At 70.9% G+C, this 16710-nt stretch carries 17 protein-coding genes; 9 read left to right on the top strand and 8 right to left on the bottom strand.

Annotated features, from left to right (window positions below; translation table 11 throughout):
* Together OG331_RS44945 and OG331_RS44940 are read right to left on the bottom strand one after the other, a co-directional pair.
* A complete protein-coding gene (locus tag OG331_RS44945; protein ID WP_406208316.1) occupies nucleotides 1–1194 on the bottom strand; it encodes an RNA polymerase sigma factor in 1194 nt (397 codons plus the stop codon).
* On the bottom strand, nucleotides 1194–1547 hold the full coding sequence (locus OG331_RS44940; RefSeq protein WP_363043034.1) for a YciI family protein: 354 nt from the start codon (nucleotides 1545–1547) through the stop codon (nucleotides 1194–1196). Before OG331_RS44940 ends, OG331_RS44945 begins: the two co-directional genes overlap by 1 nt.
* Nucleotides 1548–1793: 246 nt before the next feature.
* Here OG331_RS44940 and OG331_RS44935 point away from each other — a divergent pair, with 246 nt between their 5' ends.
* Nucleotides 1794–2234 (top strand): SPW repeat protein, encoded by a 441-nt coding sequence (locus OG331_RS44935; RefSeq protein WP_406208313.1) that lies wholly within the window; start codon nucleotides 1794–1796, stop codon nucleotides 2232–2234.
* Between the two features lie 80 nt (nucleotides 2235–2314).
* Here the strand turns inward: OG331_RS44935 and OG331_RS44930 are convergent, their stop codons facing one another.
* Nucleotides 2315–3082, bottom strand: a complete 768-nt coding sequence (locus OG331_RS44930; RefSeq protein WP_406210725.1) for an ArsR/SmtB family transcription factor — start codon at nucleotides 3080–3082, stop codon at nucleotides 2315–2317.
* A gap of 199 nt (nucleotides 3083–3281) precedes the next feature.
* Between OG331_RS44930 and OG331_RS44925 the strand changes: the two genes are divergently transcribed.
* From OG331_RS44925 to OG331_RS44915, 3 genes are all read left to right on the top strand, one after another.
* Nucleotides 3282–3875 (top strand): hypothetical protein, encoded by a 594-nt coding sequence (locus OG331_RS44925; protein WP_406208311.1) that lies wholly within the window; start codon nucleotides 3282–3284, stop codon nucleotides 3873–3875.
* A 55-nt stretch (nucleotides 3876–3930) separates the two neighbouring features.
* A complete protein-coding gene (locus OG331_RS44920; protein WP_406208309.1) occupies nucleotides 3931–4494 on the top strand; it encodes a hypothetical protein in 564 nt (187 codons plus the stop codon).
* Nucleotides 4495–4563: 69 nt separating this feature from the next.
* Complete coding sequence (locus OG331_RS44915; protein WP_406208306.1) at nucleotides 4564–4827, top strand: GlsB/YeaQ/YmgE family stress response membrane protein; 264 nt, start codon at nucleotides 4564–4566, stop codon at nucleotides 4825–4827.
* 94 nt (nucleotides 4828–4921) lie between these two features.
* On the opposite strand, the gene OG331_RS44910 is transcribed toward OG331_RS44915, so the two are convergent.
* A complete protein-coding gene (locus OG331_RS44910) occupies nucleotides 4922–5698 on the bottom strand; it encodes a GNAT family N-acetyltransferase (protein ID WP_406208304.1) in 777 nt (258 codons plus the stop codon).
* Between the two features lie 129 nt (nucleotides 5699–5827).
* Here OG331_RS44910 and OG331_RS44905 point away from each other — a divergent pair, with 129 nt between their 5' ends.
* A complete protein-coding gene (locus OG331_RS44905) occupies nucleotides 5828–6313 on the top strand; it encodes a nucleoside deaminase (RefSeq protein WP_406208301.1) in 486 nt (161 codons plus the stop codon).
* Between the two features lie 371 nt (nucleotides 6314–6684).
* Here the strand turns inward: OG331_RS44905 and OG331_RS44900 are convergent, their stop codons facing one another.
* The gene (locus tag OG331_RS44900) at nucleotides 6685–7539 is read right to left on the bottom strand and encodes a GNAT family N-acetyltransferase (protein ID WP_406208298.1); all 855 of its coding nucleotides are present in this window, start codon (nucleotides 7537–7539) and stop codon (nucleotides 6685–6687) included.
* Between the two features lie 204 nt (nucleotides 7540–7743).
* Entirely contained in the window at nucleotides 7744–8400 is a 657-nt protein-coding gene (locus OG331_RS44895) for a chaplin (RefSeq protein ID WP_406208296.1), read from the bottom strand.
* Nucleotides 8401–8671: 271 nt separating this feature from the next.
* Here OG331_RS44895 and OG331_RS44890 point away from each other — a divergent pair, with 271 nt between their 5' ends.
* On the top strand, nucleotides 8672–10294 hold the full coding sequence (locus OG331_RS44890; RefSeq protein ID WP_406208294.1) for an alpha/beta hydrolase: 1623 nt from the start codon (nucleotides 8672–8674) through the stop codon (nucleotides 10292–10294).
* A gap of 65 nt (nucleotides 10295–10359) precedes the next feature.
* Nucleotides 10360–11457 carry a chemotaxis protein gene (locus OG331_RS44885; protein WP_406208291.1) on the top strand — a complete coding sequence of 366 codons (1098 nt, stop codon included), beginning with the start codon at nucleotides 10360–10362 and terminating at the stop codon, nucleotides 11455–11457.
* Between the two features lie 71 nt (nucleotides 11458–11528).
* Here the strand turns inward: OG331_RS44885 and OG331_RS44880 are convergent, their stop codons facing one another.
* The gene (locus OG331_RS44880; protein ID WP_406208288.1) at nucleotides 11529–11942 is read right to left on the bottom strand and encodes an SsgA family sporulation/cell division regulator; all 414 of its coding nucleotides are present in this window, start codon (nucleotides 11940–11942) and stop codon (nucleotides 11529–11531) included.
* 433 nt (nucleotides 11943–12375) lie between these two features.
* On the opposite strand from OG331_RS44880, the gene OG331_RS44875 reads away from it, so the two are divergent.
* A complete protein-coding gene (locus tag OG331_RS44875; protein ID WP_406208285.1) occupies nucleotides 12376–13806 on the top strand; it encodes a PP2C family protein-serine/threonine phosphatase in 1431 nt (476 codons plus the stop codon).
* A gap of 12 nt (nucleotides 13807–13818) precedes the next feature.
* Here the strand turns inward: OG331_RS44875 and OG331_RS44870 are convergent, their stop codons facing one another.
* Nucleotides 13819–15315 carry a hypothetical protein gene (locus OG331_RS44870; protein ID WP_406208282.1) on the bottom strand — a complete coding sequence of 499 codons (1497 nt, stop codon included), beginning with the start codon at nucleotides 15313–15315 and terminating at the stop codon, nucleotides 13819–13821.
* A gap of 246 nt (nucleotides 15316–15561) precedes the next feature.
* Here OG331_RS44870 and OG331_RS44865 point away from each other — a divergent pair, with 246 nt between their 5' ends.
* Nucleotides 15562–16707 (top strand): aminoglycoside phosphotransferase family protein, encoded by a 1146-nt coding sequence (locus OG331_RS44865; RefSeq protein WP_406208280.1) that lies wholly within the window; start codon nucleotides 15562–15564, stop codon nucleotides 16705–16707.
* Nucleotides 16708–16710 lie beyond the last annotated feature (3 nt).

Below are 16710 nucleotides of genomic sequence, written 5' to 3'. Positions count from 1 at the left end.
TCAGCTGCGGACCAGTTCTTGACGGCGGCGTTCGAGGTACGCGCGCTCGGCGGGGTTCTCCGCCAGTGCGAGGGCGGACTCGTACTCTCGCACGGCCTCCGTGTGGCGGCCCAGGCGGCGCAGCAGGTCCGCGCGGACGGCGTGGAAGACGTGGTAACCGTCGAGATCCAGCGCGTCCACGAGGTCGAGGGCCGGAGCCGGGCCGTCGATCTCGGCCACGGCGACGGTCCGGTTCAGCGCCACGACGGGGCTGGGAGCGACGGCCAGGAGGTGGTCGTAGAGCTGCCGGATCTGGTACCAGTCCGTGGCCTGCGAGGTCGGCGCGTCGCTGTGCACCGCCTGGATCGCGGCCTGGATCTGGTACGGCCCCGGCCTGCCCAGGCGCAGACACCGGCGGACCAGCGACTGTCCCTCGGCGGTCAGTTCACGGTCCCAGCGGCCACGGTCCTGTTCCGGCAGCGGTACGAGCCCCCCGCGTTCGTCCTGCCGGGCGGGCCGGCGGGACTCGACGAGGAGCATCAGCGCGAGCAGCCCCGTCACCTCGGGCTCGTCCGGCATGAGTTCGGCCAGCAGACGACCGAGGCGTACGGCTTCCGCGCACAGGCCCGCCTCACCCTCGTACCCCTGGTTGAAGACGAGGTAGACGACGGCCAGCACCCCCGCGAGCCGGTCCGGCAGGTCGGCGTCGCGGGGCACGCGGTACGGGATGCCGGCGTTGCGGATCTTCGCCTTGGCCCGCACCAGCCGCTGGGCCATCGTCGGCTCCGGCACCAGGAAGGCGCGCGCGATCTGCGCGGTGCTGAGCCCGCCCAGCAGACGCAGGGTGAGGGCGACTTGCGCCTGGACGGCGAGGGCGGGGTGGCAGCAGGTGAAGATGAGCCGGAGCCGGTCGTCGCGCACGGGGCCCTCCTCGGGAGGTGCGTCGGCGGTGTGCAACAGGGCGGCCTGGGCGTGACGTTCGGTCCTGGTGGACTCGCGGCGCAGCCGGTCGACGGCGCGGTTGCGTGCGGTGGTGATGATCCAGCCGGCGGGGCTCGGCGGCACGCCGGTCTCCGGCCAGCGCCGCAGGGCCGTGGCGAAGGCGTCCTGGACCGCTTCCTCGGCGAGGTCGATGTCGCCGAGGAAGCGGACGAGTACGGCGACCGCGCGGCCGTACTCCGCGCGGAAGACGGCTTCGACGTCCGTGGCCGTCATCAGTCCTCGGCTTCGCCCATGAACGGCCGCACCTCGATCGGCAGTGTGGTCGCCAGCGCCAGCCTGCGGCCCCATTCCAGGGCCGCGTCCAGATCGGGCGCCTTGATGAGGCTGATGCCGCCGAGCATCTCCTTGCCCTCGGCGTACGGTCCGTCGGTGACGAGGACGTCGCCGTCGCGGGGCCGCAGCACGGTGGACGACTCCGGGCCGTGCAGCCCCCCGGCGAACACCCAGGCGCCGGCCTCGCGCAGCTCGCGGTTGAGCGTGTCGAGGTTCTTCTCGATCTCGCCGAGGGCGTCCGGGGCGGGCGGTTCTCCGACGGGCTGCATCACATTGAGCAGGTAGTACTTCATGGCGGTCTCCTCGGACGACGTGGTGGTCTGCCGGTCTCTCACCTCCTACACGAACGGCACCCGCCCGGATCGACATCCTGCACACCGACACCGGCGAGAAGTTTCCGGAGAGCTACTCCGCTGACATCGTCATGAACCCGTCGAGCCCTACACATAAAGAATAAATAAGCGCAGAATGGCATGAGGCGGCGCTTACCGCACACCGCACCGGACGCGGTCAGGCCTGCGAGTCAAAGGAGACGAGTCATGGCCAACGTCTCGCCCAGCAGAGGTGACATAACAGCCCACCCTGATGTATCCGAAATGCGGGACCGCTACGCCCGCATGCTCGGCGGTCGCGATGTGGCGCTCGTGGACGGACCGGTGTTCCTGCTCGGTCTGTACTGCGCGGCATCCCCCTGGATACTCCACTACACGACGAGCCAGCCGGCACTCGTGACCCACAACCTGATCATGGGTATCGCGATCGGCCTCCTGGCCCTCGGATTCACCCGGGCCCCGGAACGCATGTACGGCCTCAGCTGGGCCTTCTGCGCGATGGGCGTCTGGATGATCATCGCGCCGTGGGTGGTCGGGGAGAGCCCGGACGCGGGTGTCATCGTGAACAACATCATCATCGGCGCGCTGGCCGTGATCCTGGGGTTGGTGTGCGCCGGTACAGCGGCGAAGAGCACCCCGAGGCCGTAGCGGCACACCGCGAGCAGGACACGTAGGCCGGTCCGCTCCCGCGGTCCGGCCTACGCACGTCCGCCTCCGGGCACCGCCGCTCAGCGGGTCGGCATCAACCACGGTTCCTGGGGCAGGACATGGCCGGTCTCCAGGAGCGACTTGAGGTTGGACAGCACCGCCGGCCAGCCGGACGCCACGTCGGCACGCGCACTCTCGTCCGGCAGGTCCTCGTGGGTCACGGTGAGTCGGACGATCCCGGCATGCTGCTGGATGTCGAAGGTGACCCGGGAGTACTTGTCGTCCTGCCCCTCCTCGTCGGGTGCCACCCACGTGGTGACAAGGCGGCCGGGTCGCTCGCTCTCCACCACGGTGCCCACCACGTCGGCGACGCCCGACCCGTCCGTACGGACGTGTTCCCAGCGGGAACCGGTCCGCCAGTCCGAGACGTTGCTGTGGCCCCAGTAGGCGGCGGTCAGGTCGGCGTCGGTGAGGGCGTCCCAGACCTTCTCGGCGGTGCTCTCGATGTAGGTGACGTACACGTACGTGGGCTTGTCGGTCATGGCTTCCTCGGCTCGTCGTTTCACGGCCCCGAGCACGCGCAGGCGCGGGCTCTCGAACTTGTCGATCCACCGCTCCTGGATCTCGTGGAGCGGGACCGGATTGAGGTAGTGCAGCTTTTCCCGCCCCCGCCGCACCGTGCTGACCAGGTTCGCGGCCTCCAGGACGGCCAGATGCTGGGTCACGGACTGGCGCGCCATGTCGATCCGCGCGCACAGCTCGCCCAGCGTCTGCCCGTTGTCCTCGTGCAGCCGGTCCAGGAGCCGCCTGCGGGTTCCGTCGCTCAGCGCCTTGAAGACCTGGTCCATCTCGGGGTCGCTCTCTGATCGCACACTCAACGTTATGCAGGCAATTACCTGCATGTCAATCGAGGCAGGTGAGACGCCTTGCCTGTTTCGACCGATAGACGCCGAATGCCTGTTACAGGACATATGGGATCCCTTGACGAAGGATCCGTAGCTTCGGATGCGTCGGTACGAACTAACCCCACCGAAGGACGATTCACTGATGCGTGCTCCCCGCACCCTGCGCACCGCCCTCATCGCCACCGGCGTCACCGCCGCGCTGGGGGTCTCGGCCGCGGGCGCCCTCGCCGCACCCTCCACCCCGACCGCCAGGTCCGTCACCCAGCACCCCACAACCAAGCGCGTGTACGTGAAGACGGAGAAGCTCGCGGACAAGGTCAGCCGAGCAAAGGTCTACAAGACCGGCAAGAACCGTTACGAGGCGGAGCTCTGGGCCAAGGGCTCCCGGTACGGCGCCCTCTACACCCAGGGCAGGCCCGCCTACGCCCAGAACAACGGGCTGCACATCACCCTCCACCCGAACGGCAAGGTCACGTCCTGGGTCCAGGAGGCCAAGCCGAAGCCCAAGCCGGTCACCAAGCGCGTCCTGGTCGCCACACCGACGCTGGCGGACGGCAGTACGAAGGCGAAGCTCTACAAGCTGACGGACAACCACTACGAGGCCGACCTCCACGCAGGCACCACCCACCTCGACACCCTCGTCGCCAACGGCCACGCCGCGCACGGCGAGAACAACGGTCTGCATGTATCCCTGCAACCGGACGGCGAGTTGAGGTCCTGGCTGGACGGCCACTGACCTGCACGAGCAAAACACCTCGCCAAGCGTCCCGGCACCCGGGCACCCTGCCCGCATGGACCATGCGGAAGTACTGCTCATCGGCGGAAGGGCCGGGGTCGGCAAGACGACGGTCGGCTGGGAGGTGTCGGCTCGGCTGCGGGAGGCGCAGGTCGCGCATGCGGTGATCGACGGTGACTTCATGGGGGCAATCCATCCGGCGCCGCCGGGCGACCCGCACCGTGCCGGCATCACGGAGCGGAACCTGGCTGCCGTGTGGGGGAACTACGCCGCCCTCGGACACCGGCGTCTCGTCTACACGAACACCGTGAGCGTGCTCGACGAGGCCGCGCCCATGTTCCGGCGGGCCATGGGTGACGGCGTACGGCTCGTACGGGTCCTGCTCACCGCCACCGACGAGACCGCCGAACAGCGGCTGGCCGGGCGGGAGCTGGGCTCCGAGTTGGAGCACGAGACGAGGAGCAGTGCGCGCAAGGCACGGCTGCTCGAGGAGCGGGCGCCCGAAGGTGTTGTGCGCGTGGTGACGGACGGCCGCTCGGTGATCGACATCGCCGCGGAGCTGGTGACCGTCACCGGCTGGGCCGACTCGGGGGTTGGAGGGGCGCCGGCCACCGGTTGAACCGGCACGGACTGTCCCTCCCCTCAGGGGGAACTCAACCTGTGCGGGGACAGGAGGAAGAGGGGCGAAATGGAGATCTCGGGCATCATCAGTGCCATCGTGATCGGCATCATCATCGGAGTGCTCGGACGGCTCGTGGTTCCGGGCCGTCAGCGCATCGGAGTCCTGTGGACGATCCTCGTCGGCATCGTGGCCGCGCTGATCGGTTCGGCCATCGCGGCCGGCCTCGACGTGGCCGACACCGACGGCGTCGACTGGGTCGAGTGGCTCATCCAGATCGGCCTCGCGGCGCTCGGCGTCGCCGCACTGGACCGGACGAAGGCGCGCCGCTGACGCCGTACCCGGGGACACCCAGGGGCGGCGTACGTTCAGGTGAGTCCCGCGACGGCCCGCAAGGGCGGCGAGGCCGTCGCGGCGAGCCACGCCACTACGGCGTGTACACGTACGGCGTCGTGGTGGTCAGCGGCTCGAAGCCCAGCCGTTCCAGGATGGGACGGCTCGTGCTCATGGCGTCGACCTGGAGGTACCGGTAGCCGCGGTCCGCGGCGGCGCGGGCGCGATGGGCGACGAGTGCGCGGTAAAGACCGCGACCCCGCCGGCCCTCTACGGTCCCGCCGCCCCACAGCCCGGCGAACCGGGTCCCGGGCACGAGCTCCATCCGCGCGGCGCTCACCGGAGTGTCACCGGCCAGCGCGACGACGGCGACCACCGTGTCCGGGGCGGCCGTGAGCCGGCCGAGCAGTTGGTCCCGGAGCCCGGAGCCGTCAGTGCCGAAGGCCTTCTCGTGCACCTCGGCCACCAGGTCGACGCCCGCCCGGTCGGTCACGGGCAGGACCCGGATGCCTTCCGGCAGCTCGGCGTCCAGGGTCAGGTCGGCGACCTCGCCGATCATCAACGTCTCCTCGGGCCGGGAGGTGAAGCCGGCGTCCCGGAGGCGTTGTCCGAGGTCCGCCGGGAGGTCATGGCCGTAGAGCTTCCACTCGAACTCCCGCCCGAGCCCGGAGAAGTGGGCGATCTGTCCGGCGATCGCCTCGTCGACGTTCGCGTCGCCCAGGTCGGACCACACGACGCCGTTCCAGCCGTGTGCGGACGACACCTGGCGCACGACCCCGCCCACGCGCTCGACCAGCGCGTCGGGACCGTCGGGCCGTGCGCCTTCACGCATGTCCCGGTCGAAGAGGGCGAGCACCGCGGCATGATCCATGGGTGAACCCCATCACCGGGCAGCTGCCGGGGCAACACCTTTGTCACCGTGCCCGTCCCTCCCCGCCGTCCGGCCCTGCGTGGGCGAAGCTGGGGGTGCGTAGGGAAACTCAGCTAGGAGGCCCACACAATGGCCGTGAAGAACGCCGAACTGCCGTATCTGCGCCGCTGCGTCGCGCTCGCGACCGAGGCTCTCGAGGCCGGGGACGAGCCGTTCGGCTCGGTGCTGGTGGGGGCGGACGGCGCGGTGCTCGCCGAGGACCACAACCGAGTGGCCTCGGGCGACCGCACCCGGCACCCCGAGTTCGAGCTGGCACGCTGGTCCGCGGCCCATATGACGCCCGAGGACCGGGCGGCCGCGACGGTGTACACCTCGGGCGAGCACTGCCCGATGTGCTCGGCCGCGCACGCCTGGGTCGGCCTGGGACGCATCGTGTACGTCGCCTCGTCCGAGCAACTGACCCGATGGCTGGCCGAGTTGGGCGTGCCCGCCGCGCCGGTCCGGCCGCTTCCGATCCGCGAGATCGCGCCGGGCGTGGCCGTCGAGGGCCCGGTGCCCGAGCTGACGGAGGACATCCGCGCACTGCACGTCCGCTTCCACCGGCCTCAGGGCTGAGCCCGGCGACAGGGCTGAGCGCGGACCGCCCGGGGGGCCGAACGGTCCGCGCCCGTCCGAAGATGAGGTCTCCTCGACGGGGGGAAGGCGCTTGCACATGCCGCCTGCTCGGCGCTTGATGACCGCTTGCGTCACGCCGACCGCGGCCGCCACGACCGTCGACATGACCGTTCCGGCCGCCCTCGCGCCCGTGTGGGCCGTCATCCGTCCGGACGGCGTCGCCACCGTACTGACCGGCACATACCCAGACGTCGCCTCGGAGTCTCGACGCCCCCACCCCCGCGAGCCGGCGGACACCCGCCTCGACACCGACCCGATACCGCCGGACCACGGGGGCCTCGTTTACGGCGGCCGGCGGCGACCCGCACTCGCTAGCCGAGCTCCAGCGTCGTGACGCCGAAGACGCGCTCCTGGGCGTAGGGCCGCAGCGGGCCGGTGTACATGCGGGCGGTCTCGAAGGAGGGCGTGAAGCCTGCCGCCTCGGCGAGAGCGACGCCCGCCGGGTTGGTCTCGGGCACGTCGACGGCGACCTCGCGGCCGGCCGCCTCCGCGGCCAGGGCGGCGAACAGGGCCCGCGCGTCCTCGGGGGTGTCGGCGAAGAGCGGGCCGATGCGCGGGCAGTCGTGGCCGGGGCGGATCACGCCGTAGCCGGTGACGCGGCCACCGGTGCGACGGACGACGGCGTGATGTCCCGGGCCGGTGAGCCACTGCGCGAGGAAGCGGGGGCGGTCGGCGGGGGTGCAGGCGCTGTCGTACGCGGTGATATCCGCCAGGTCCTCGGGCCGTACGGCGCTGACGTCGGCGGGGGCCTCGACGGCGGGTGCCGTTCCGCTGAAGCGGAAGGTGCGGTGGGCGAGCTCGAAGCCGGAGCGGCGGTAGTTGTCCTGCTGGTCGACGACGCCGTCCAGGCCCACCGTGCGGTTCTCCGCGTGCGCCAGCGCGGTCTTCCAGGTGGTGAGGCCGTAGCCCTGGCCGCGGACGTCGGGGCGGACCAGGTACCAGCCCAGGAAGCTGTAGTCGGCTCCGTAATTCACGACGGAGATCGCCGAGACGGGCTCGCCGTCGATCCGGCCGATGAAGAAGCCCTCGGGGTCCTGTGCGAAGAACGCCTCGCTGTCCGCGAGCCCCGGGTTCCAGCCCTCGTCGACGGCCCATCCGCGGACGACCGGCCAGTCGGCGAGGCCGGCCTGCGTGATCACGAGGTCCTGGGGGGCCGGGGACGTCATGGGTGTGCTCCGTTCCGTGCGGGTTCGGGGGATGCGGGCGGGGTGATCGCCCGCGCCCACAGCATCCTCGCGGATCTTCGGGGAGCACGTCACGGCATGATCAAGCCGTTGCCTCGCACAGGGGGCCGTCCGGACGGATGTGCGCATGACGAAGGCCCCACCGCCCGCCGGGTGGGGCCTTCCCTGCCGCGCGCGAGGCGCGGGTCAGCTCACCGCCTGCGGGCGGAAGCGCCGGTACAGCACGGCTCCGCCCACTACGAGGAGCGTGCCGCCCGCCGCTGCCGCGGCGAGGGCCTGGTCCGCGCCCGTGTGGGCGAGGGTGCCCTCGGGCTCCCCCTGCGGGACGGGCGCGGGCGGGGCCGGCCGGGGCTGGTGCGCCCGGGGCGGGGCCGGCTTCGGCGCCGGCTTCGTGGTGTCGGAAGGGCGGTCGCCGGGACCGTTCACCGACTCGTTGTCGATCGCGGCATTGCCGACCCCGACCACGTTCACGCTGTTCCCGCTGACGTTCACCGGGAGGTGAACCGGGAGCTCCACGACGTTGCCGGACGCGATGCCCGGCGAATCCTTTCCGCGGCCTTGGGCCGAAGCCCCGCTGTGCGACGCCGCACGCTTCTTGCCACCACCGTCCTCGTTGACGCAGGTGTTGCCGACGGCCGGATTGAGCAGCCCCACCACGTTCACGGTGTTCCCGCAGACGTTCACCGGCACATGCACCGGCAGCTGAACGGTGTTGCCGGAGAGAAGCCCCGGCGAGTCGGCCGCGGCACCATCCGCCGCGGAGTCGGCATACGCCGGGAACGTCACAGCCATCGCGCCCGAGGCGGCGACGGCGATCACACCGTATCGGGTAACCCGTCTCATAGGTTCCCTGCCTTCCAGACATGGTCGCGGGCACTCACCCGCACCGGATAAAACGCAGGCGAACCATCCGAGTTATGGCTAATCGGCCATTCACCCCATCGAGTGTCAGGGTTGTCGAACTAGCGGTAAAAACTTCCACCGGCAACGAAAAGGGCACAGAGTACGCCCGCACGGGCGGACCCGCACGTCCGGAGGCGTGCATTCCGGGGCCCGCCTATCGTGAGCCAGGACGCCGTTTACCGGTCCGCGACGGGCGTCCCTGGAGGCATCGATGCTTGCCCACCTGTCAACGCGGCCCGTGCTGCGCCGCTGCGCGGTGACCGGCGCGGTCGGACTGGCCCTGCTCGGCACGGGGCTGCCGGCGGCCACGGACAGCCCCGAACCCGACCTCACGCGGTTCTACCGGCAGAAGGTCACCTGGGCGAAGTGTCCGGGCGAGGGGCTGCCGAAGGACATGCAGTGCGGCAAGGTCACCGTCCCTCTCGACTACGCCCGCCCCAAGGCGGGGACGCTCGACCTGGCGCTCGCCCGCTACCGGGCCACGGGCGAGAAGCAGGGCTCGGTGCTGGTGAACTTCGGCGGGCCGGGCGGCGCGGGCATCCCCCAGTTCGCCACCACCGGCGGCAAGGAGTTCATGGAGCTGACGGACGGCTACGACATCGTGACGTTCGATCCGCGCGGCGTCGGCAGGTCCTCGCCGGTCAGCTGCGGGGACGGCGAGGAGAACATCGACATGTCCGAGGACGGCACCGAACTCGGCCGCGATCCGCAGTCCGTCCTCGCCCACTTGAAGAAGGCGGCCGACGCGTGCGCCCGGCACTCCGGCCCCGTCCTCCCCTACATAGGCACGATCAACGCCTCGCGCGACATGGACGTGATGCGCCAGGCCCTCGGCGACAAGAAGCTCAACTACCTGGGCTTCTCCTACGGCACACGGCTCGGCTCGGTGTACGCCGCCCAGTTCCCCGACAAGGTCGGCCGGTTGGTGCTCGACGGCGTGGACACGCTGACCGAGTCGCTGACCGAACAGGGCGTGGCGAGCGCCAGGGGGCAGCAGCAGGCGCTGGACGAGTTCATCAACTGGTGTGTGCAGGACATCGCCTGTCCGTTCGGGCAGGACGCGCGCGAGGCCCGCAAGCAGGTCGTACGCCTCGTCGACTCGATGGACGAGAATCCGGTGCCGTCGGCGTTCGGCGAGCCGTTCACCGGCCAGGACCTGGTCGGTGCCATCGGACAGGCGCTCTACAGCGAGGAGATGTGGCCCTCCCTGGAGCGGGCCCTGGCCTCGCTGGTCGAGGACGGCGACACCCACGCCATCGAGGCCTTCGCGTCCGGCGGTGCCTCGCCCTGGCGGCGCGGGGAGACCGACGACCCCGAGGAGAACGGCACCCCCGAGGAGTCCGAGGAGCCCGACGGCGGCCTGGTCGACGAGGAGGACGTGCCCCTCGACAACCTCCCCGCGGCCCTGATGGCGGTCAACTGCGCGGACGACCCCGACCGCCCCACCGGCAAGCAGATCGTCGACGGTCTCGACGGCCTGCGAGCAAAGTACGAGCAGGCGTCGCCGGTCTTCGGCCCGTACCGGCTCACCGGGGTGCTGATGTGCTACGGCCGCCCCAAGGGCACGGACTTCATACGCGACGACGTGAAGGACGTGCACACGCCGAAGATGCTTCTCGTGGGCACCCGCGGCGACCCGGCGACCCCGTACCGCTGGACCGAGGAGACCGCGAAGCGACTCGGCTCGTCGGCCGTGGTCCTCGACAACAAGGGCAGCGGCCACACCGGATACGCCTCTTCCAAGTGCGTGCACCGCAAGGTCGACGCCTTCCTGCTCTACGGCACGCTGCCGGCGGACGGCAGCTCGTGCGGGGCCGAGGAGCGCCGGGAGTAGATCCCGGGCGGGGGTGATGGATTGCCCCTAATGCCCGATCGGTGAATCGGTCCTATCGTGCTCTTATGGAGCACGCACTCAGTCCCACGACCCTCATCGAGCTGCGGCGCCCGCGCCCCTACCCGGCCGTGTCCGTGCTGACGCCCACGCATCCCCGGGAGCCCTATCGGGCCCAGGACCAGGTCAGGCTGCGCAATGTCGTGGCCAAGGCCAAGAAACAGCTGGAGGCCGATCCTTCGGTCACCCGCGAGCGCCGGGTCGACGTCGAACGGCAGCTCGACCAGGCCCTCTCCGAGATCGATCTGACGTACGCCGAGGACGGCCTGGTGATCTTCGCCGCTCCGGGCGAGCACCAGGTGTGGTCGGTCGCCCGTACCGTGCCCGAGCGCGTGGTGCTCTCGGACACCTTCCTGACCCGCAACCTCGTCTCCGCGCAGGCCGCCGAGCGGCCGTTCTGGGTCCTGTCGGTCTCCACGGACCGCGTCACCCTGTGGCACGGCGCCCTGGACCGCGTCACCGAGGCCCGAGTCGGCGGCTTCCCGCTGACCCGGGACATCCAGAACTTCGACGCGGAGCGCCAGGAACAGATCGGCGACGTGCCGAGCAAGTTCCGCGACGAGGACACCCGCCACTTCCTGAAGGAGGCGGACTCCGCACTGGGCGCGGTCCTCCAGCACAGCCCGGGGCAGCTGTACGTCACCGGCGAGCCGGCCGCGCTGTCCCTGCTGGACGAGATCGGCGGCATCACCAAATCCGCCGTGCACGTCCCCCACGGCGGGCTCGCGCACGGCACCCGCGAGGCGGTGTGGCAGGCGGTCCGGCCGGTCATCGCCGCCGAGAACCTCAGAGGGACCGACGCCGTGGCCCGGGAACTCGAAACCGCCCTCGGCCGCAAGGCGTTCGCCGCCGGTGTCGACGAGGTGTGGCGCAGCGCGCGCGAGGGCCGGGTGCGGCTGCTGGCCGTCGAGGAGAACTACCGCGTGACGGTGCGCGGCGAGGACGGCGACCATCTGATCCCGGCGGAGAGCGGCGACCTCGACGCCCGCGAGGACATCGTGGACGAGATCGTCGAGCAGTGCCTGGAGACCGGCGCCGAGGTCCGCTTCGTGCCGGACGGGACGCTGAGCGAAGCCCAGGGGATCGCGGGCGTGCTGCGGTACTGACGCCGGAGCGTGCGAGGAGGCACAGCGGCGGCCCCGTTCGCCTCCTCGCACGCTGCCGCGCAGCGCTCACCTCATACGCTGCCGAAGAGCGCACTGAGGCCACGCTCCACGACCGCCCCGAGGTCCTCCTCGCCGGACGCGACCACCGCGTACGTCCGCAGCAGGAAGCGGTTGAGGGCCGCGGTGTCGAACTGGAGCAGGGCCATGCCGTAGGGCGAGTGCAGCTCCACGACCGTGCGCTCCTCGCCGCACGGCCAGATGTGCACGTCCCCGTCCCCGGCCGGCCCGCCCAGCCCCGCCTCCAGCAGGCTGCGCGCAAAGGTCCAGGTGGCACCGTGGCCGTCGAGGGAGACGTCGCCCGGGAAGTCGATGTACACCGCCAGCGGGTCCGTGGAGGCGTAGCGCAGCTTGGCGGGCACGGACAGCTCGCGCTCGTCGCCGGTGATCAGACGGGCGTGGGCGGGCTGCTCGAGGGCGATGTCCATGGGCGGTCTCCCCTGCGGGTCGGCGGTCGGGCTCGTTTTTGCCGCTGTCCTCTTACGACCCCGCAAGTGCCCTTCGCATTACGTCCAAGTGGACATCATTTTTGTGACCTGCATCACTACCGATGAGTGCAACCCCGCGCGGGGTACCCGTCGCCGCTCCACCCCTAGAACACGCGACCGTCGAACACTCGAATGACAGCCGTTACAATCACCTACGCAGACCGCCAAGTGGCGTACGCCGCCTACGACTTGACCCATCCGGCGACGTACACCATCCGTATCGGATGAGCCCTCCGTGGAGACTCTGGCATATGCCGGACGCACCACCGAATCGGGTGTTGCCAAATCCCTTACAGGGCGTCGCCGGCTGTGCGACAGTCGTAACGGTCCTTCCGTCATCCTTGGTCGTACCGTCCCCGCATCGGAGTGCGTCATGCCGTCCCATCTCTCTGCGGACCGCCCCGCCGCTCAGCCGCCCGGACGCGGCTCGGTCGACGCGCTGATAACGCAGACGCGGCGGCTCAAGGGCGACGTCGACGCCGTGCGGCGGGACACGCAGAGCGACGGTTCGGATCCGCAGGAGCGGTGGCAGCGGGCGCTGTGCGACCTCGCGCTGCACCACCTGAACGACCTCGACGAGCACCTGGCCCAGCTGCGGGACGGCCCGGCCCTCGCCTCCCCGGCGCCCGAGGCCGCGCCCATGGGCCGGGCCGTGCCGCCGGCTCCCCGGCGCGGCTCGCTGCTCAGCCGGGTCGGCAGCGCGGAGTGGAACCTGCTGACGGACGAGGCCAGTTGGTCCGGCGAGCTCTACGAGATCCTGGGGCGCGACCCCGCCGCTCCGCCCCTCACCCTTGACGAGCTGCCGTCCCTGGTGCTCGACGAGGACCGGTCGAGGCTGACGGCCATGGTCACCGACTGCCTCATCGACGCCAAGCCCATCGACGGGGAGTTCCGGATCGTACGGCCGGACGGCGAGGCCCGGACCGTGCACATGATGGGCGAGCCCGTGCTCGACACTGACGGCAGCACCGCCTCGATGTGGGCCGTGCTGCGGGACGTCAGCGAACTGCGCCGCTGCCGGCGGGCGGTGAGCGAGACCCGTGACTCGCTCCAGCACGACCGGCACCACGCACAGACCGAGCACCGGCTCGCGGTCGAGCTGCAGGAGGCCGTGCTACCGCCGTGGCGTGGCTCCCTGCGGCTCCCGCACCAGGGCCCTCGGACACTGGACCTCGCGGCCCGGCACCTGCCGGCATCGGCAAGCGCGCTGATCGGCGGCGACTGGTACGACGCGCTCGAACTGGCCGACGGCGAAACGCTGTTGAGCGTCGGCGACCTCACCGGGCACGGCGTCGCCGTGGCCTCGGGCATGGCGACCCTGCTGGGGGCCGTACGGGGCATGGCGATGGCCGGCACCCAGCCGGGCCAACTGATGTCCTGGCTCAACCAGTTACTCGACGCCACCGTGCAGCCGGCTCTCGGCAGCGCCGTCTGCTGCCGCTACCGGCCCGAGACCCGCACCCTGGTCTGGGCGCAGGCCGGACACCCCGCCCCGCTGCTGTTCCGCGACGGGACGGGGCGCAGGCTGAACGCGCCGGACGGCGTCCTGCTCGGAGCCACCTCGGGTGCCGTCTACGCGCAGGCCGAAGAGGCCCTGGAGGTGGGCGACGTGCTCCTGTTGCACACCGACGGACTGGTGCCGGGGCACAGCGCAGCGGACTCCGTGAACAGCCTCCTCGGCCTGGGCCCCCGCATCGGCGAGGCAGGCACCGCACAGGACTGCGTACGGCTGGTCATCGAGGAGTTCGGTGAGAGTGAGCGCGAGGACAATGCCTGTGTGCTCGTGGCCAGGGTGACGTCCTAGAACTTCGGCGCCTTACGCCCGCGCGCTGTTCCCGCCGCCCGACTTCTTCACCTTGGGCAGCGCCAACTGGATCTCCTCCCGCAGTTCGTAAATCTTCGGGTAGCTGGAGTACTCGGCGGTGAGTCGGTACATCTGGCGCAGCCGGTCCCAAGTGCGGCCGGACGAGTTGGAGCCCATCGACATCAGGGCCAGTCGTGCGTAACGGTCGGCCTGTTCGGGGTCGTCCGCGATGAAGCAGGCGGACGCCATGGACAGATGGTCGAAGATCTTCGACCGCTCGCGCCCGTCGACGCGCAGGGCCAGGGCCTTCTCCGCGAAGTGCTGCGCGTGGGCAGCCGCGCCCGGCTCGAACTCGGCCAGCGTGCGGTAGGCCAGGGCCTGCATGCCGTACAGATCCTCGTCCTTGAAGGTCTGCATCCAGCTCGGTGGCGGCACGTCGCTCCTGTCGGAGACGAAGAGGTCCTCCGCCTGTCCCAGGGTGCGGCGCATGGCCTGGCCCTTGCCCATCGACGCCTGTGCCCAGGCCTCGATGGTGTGGAACATGGCCCGGGTGCGCGGCAGCACCTCGTCGCCGGAGCCGGACTGGGCGAGTTTCATGAGATCGAGTGCGTCGTCGGGCCGGCCGAGGTGCACCATCTGGCGAGCCGCTCGGGAGAGCGCCTCCCCGGCGCGGGGCCGGTCGCCGCCCTCCCGGGCCGCGTGGGCGGCGATGACGAAGTACTTCTGGGCCGTGGGCTCCAGGCCGACGTCGTGCGACATCCAGCCCGCGAGGACGGCGAGGTTGGCGGCGACGCCCCACAGGCGTCGCTGGAGATGTTCGGGGTGATGGTAGGCGAGCATGCCGCCCACCTCGTTGAGTTGTCCTACGACTGCCTTGCGCTGCAGCCCGCCGCCGCGGGCCGCGTCCCAGGCCCGGAACACCTCGACCGAGCGCTCCAGTTCCTCGATCTCCTGCGACCCGATGGGGGCGGCCTCGTAGCGGTCGAACCCGGCGGGGTCGGCGTGCAGGGGGTCGTCGAACTGGGGAGCGTCGGCCTTGAGGGCCGGGTCGGTGTGCAGCCAGTCGTGCATGGCGCTGCTGAGTGCGGATCCCGCGGCGAGCGCGGCACCCGCGCCCACCAAGCCGCGTCGGTTGAGCATGAGGTCCATTCCCGTGAATTCGGTGAGGACCGCGGCGGTCCGTTCGGGCGCCCACGGCACACCGTCGGGATGCTCGATGCTCCCGCCGTCCGGCCGTTTCCCCGCACGCCCGTGCCGGACCAGACCGAGGTCTTCAATGGTCACGACACGGCCGAGACGCTCGGTGAACAGGGCCGCCAGCACCCGCGGCACCGGATCGCGCGGGATCTCTCCCATGTCGATCCACCGCCGCACCCGCGAGGTGTCGGTCGCCAGCTGGGGGTGGCCCATGGCCGCCGCCTGCCGGTTGACCAGTCTCGCGAGTTCGCCCTTGGACCAGCCGGCCAGGCCGAACAGGTCCGATAGGCGGGTGTTGGGTTCTCCGCTCACGTCAAGCCCCCAGGTTCTCGGCTGAGTTGACAGTAGCCCGGTGAAAGATGCCGGGCGACTATTCGCCAGGGTTCGCCAGGGTGCGCCAGATGGTGTGCCACTGCGCATCGGGTGTCAGGTAGGAACGCGCCACCCCGACCCGGTCGCCCTTTGGAATATGGCTGGTGCATTCCCCAGGGTGCACCCGGGCGGCCGGATCGGGCAGCGCATTGTCGTCGCAGGCACACGAAGGGATCTGTTTCTCCCATGTACGCAGCATCGTCCTCCGTGTCCGCCCCGCCCCGGTCGCTACGTTCCCGCCCGGCGGGCAGCGGCCCCTACCTCGCCCCCGCGCGGCCGGCGACAGCCCCCGTGCTCGGCGCGGGCCGGCCGCCGCGCGCCGCGGGGCTCGGCACCCAACCGCTCAGCGGGAGACTCGACTTGTCCGGCCCCCAGGGCGCCCAGCTGCGCACCGCGATCGCGTCGGTGCACCGGATCTGCCCGGAGTTCGCTCCGGTGCAGGTGCTGCGCCGCAGCGGGCGCTCCGTCCTCCTGGTCGGCACGACCGGGCGCAGCACGGCCGTGGCCAAGTGTTTACTCGACCACTCCCCGGAGTGGTCGGAGCGGATCCGCCACGAAATAGCGGCATACCGCTCGTTCGTCCGGCACCGCCCTCCGGTGCGTGTGCCGAGACTGATCGCAGCGGATCCGGACAACTGCACCCTCGTCATCGAGCGGATGCCGGGCCGGGTGGCGGCACTGCAGCGCCACCCCTTGGAGACGCCGCCGCGTGCGGACATCAGGGCGGCGCTCGGCGCGATCTGCCGGCTCAACGCGTGGCGGCCGCCGGCGGGCACGTTCGACGCACCGCTGGACTACGCGACCAGGATCTCCCGGTTCCACGAGCTGGGCCTGCTCACCGACCGGGACCTGGGGGATCTGCAGAAGCTGCTGCACGGCATCGCGGCGAGCGCGGGCCGGCAGGGCATGGGCCAGTTCTGCCACGGCGACGCACTGCTCTCGAACATCCTGCTCTCACCGGCCGGTCCAGTGCTGGTGGACTGGGAGCACGCGGGCTGGTACCTGCCGGGGTACGACCTGGCGGTGCTGTGGTCGGTGCTCGGGGATGCGCCGGTGGCCCGGCGGCAGATCAGCCAGATCGCCCAGTCGACGGGTCCGGCGTCACGGGACGCGTTCCTGGTGAACCTGATGCTCGTGCTGACCCGTGAGATCCGTACGTATGAGACGGCCGTGCAGCGTTCGATGCACGACGCTCCGACCCCGGCGGCACCGGGAGTGGCCCACCCGGGTGCTGCGCCGTCCGGCGAGGAACAGCGGCTGCTGCTGAGGCGGCTGCACGACGACTGCCAACTGGCCCGACGGGCCGTGCGCGCGGCGGTCGGTACTCGCTGACGG

The organism is Streptomyces sp. NBC_01017, assembly GCF_045162795.1.
In the GTDB taxonomy this organism is placed as follows: Bacteria; Actinomycetota; Actinomycetes; order Streptomycetales; family Streptomycetaceae; genus Streptomyces; species Streptomyces machairae.
The sequence above is the reverse complement of the archived record's forward strand: the minus strand, read 5'-3'. Positions and strand labels throughout refer to the sequence as shown.

Coding starts and splice junctions, on each gene's coding strand:
- OG331_RS44945 (WP_406208316.1), bottom strand. CDS start 1,194: ATGACGGCCACGGACGTCGAAGCCGTCTTCCGCGCGGAGTACGGCCGC.
- OG331_RS44940 (WP_363043034.1), bottom strand. CDS start 1,547: ATGAAGTACTACCTGCTCAATGTGATGCAGCCCGTCGGAGAACCGCCC.
- OG331_RS44935 (WP_406208313.1), top strand. CDS start 1,794: ATGGCCAACGTCTCGCCCAGCAGAGGTGACATAACAGCCCACCCTGAT.
- OG331_RS44930 (WP_406210725.1), bottom strand. CDS start 3,082: ATGGACCAGGTCTTCAAGGCGCTGAGCGACGGAACCCGCAGGCGGCTC.
- OG331_RS44925 (WP_406208311.1), top strand. CDS start 3,282: ATGCGTGCTCCCCGCACCCTGCGCACCGCCCTCATCGCCACCGGCGTC.
- OG331_RS44920 (WP_406208309.1), top strand. CDS start 3,931: ATGGACCATGCGGAAGTACTGCTCATCGGCGGAAGGGCCGGGGTCGGC.
- OG331_RS44915 (WP_406208306.1), top strand. CDS start 4,564: ATGGAGATCTCGGGCATCATCAGTGCCATCGTGATCGGCATCATCATC.
- OG331_RS44910 (WP_406208304.1), bottom strand. CDS start 5,698: ATGGATCATGCCGCGGTGCTCGCCCTCTTCGACCGGGACATGCGTGAA.
- OG331_RS44905 (WP_406208301.1), top strand. CDS start 5,828: ATGGCCGTGAAGAACGCCGAACTGCCGTATCTGCGCCGCTGCGTCGCG.
- OG331_RS44900 (WP_406208298.1), bottom strand. CDS start 7,539: ATGACGTCCCCGGCCCCCCAGGACCTCGTGATCACGCAGGCCGGCCTC.
- OG331_RS44895 (WP_406208296.1), bottom strand. CDS start 8,400: ATGAGACGGGTTACCCGATACGGTGTGATCGCCGTCGCCGCCTCGGGC.
- OG331_RS44890 (WP_406208294.1), top strand. CDS start 8,672: ATGCTTGCCCACCTGTCAACGCGGCCCGTGCTGCGCCGCTGCGCGGTG.
- OG331_RS44885 (WP_406208291.1), top strand. CDS start 10,360: ATGGAGCACGCACTCAGTCCCACGACCCTCATCGAGCTGCGGCGCCCG.
- OG331_RS44880 (WP_406208288.1), bottom strand. CDS start 11,942: ATGGACATCGCCCTCGAGCAGCCCGCCCACGCCCGTCTGATCACCGGC.
- OG331_RS44875 (WP_406208285.1), top strand. CDS start 12,376: ATGCCGTCCCATCTCTCTGCGGACCGCCCCGCCGCTCAGCCGCCCGGA.
- OG331_RS44865 (WP_406208280.1), top strand. CDS start 15,562: ATGTACGCAGCATCGTCCTCCGTGTCCGCCCCGCCCCGGTCGCTACGT.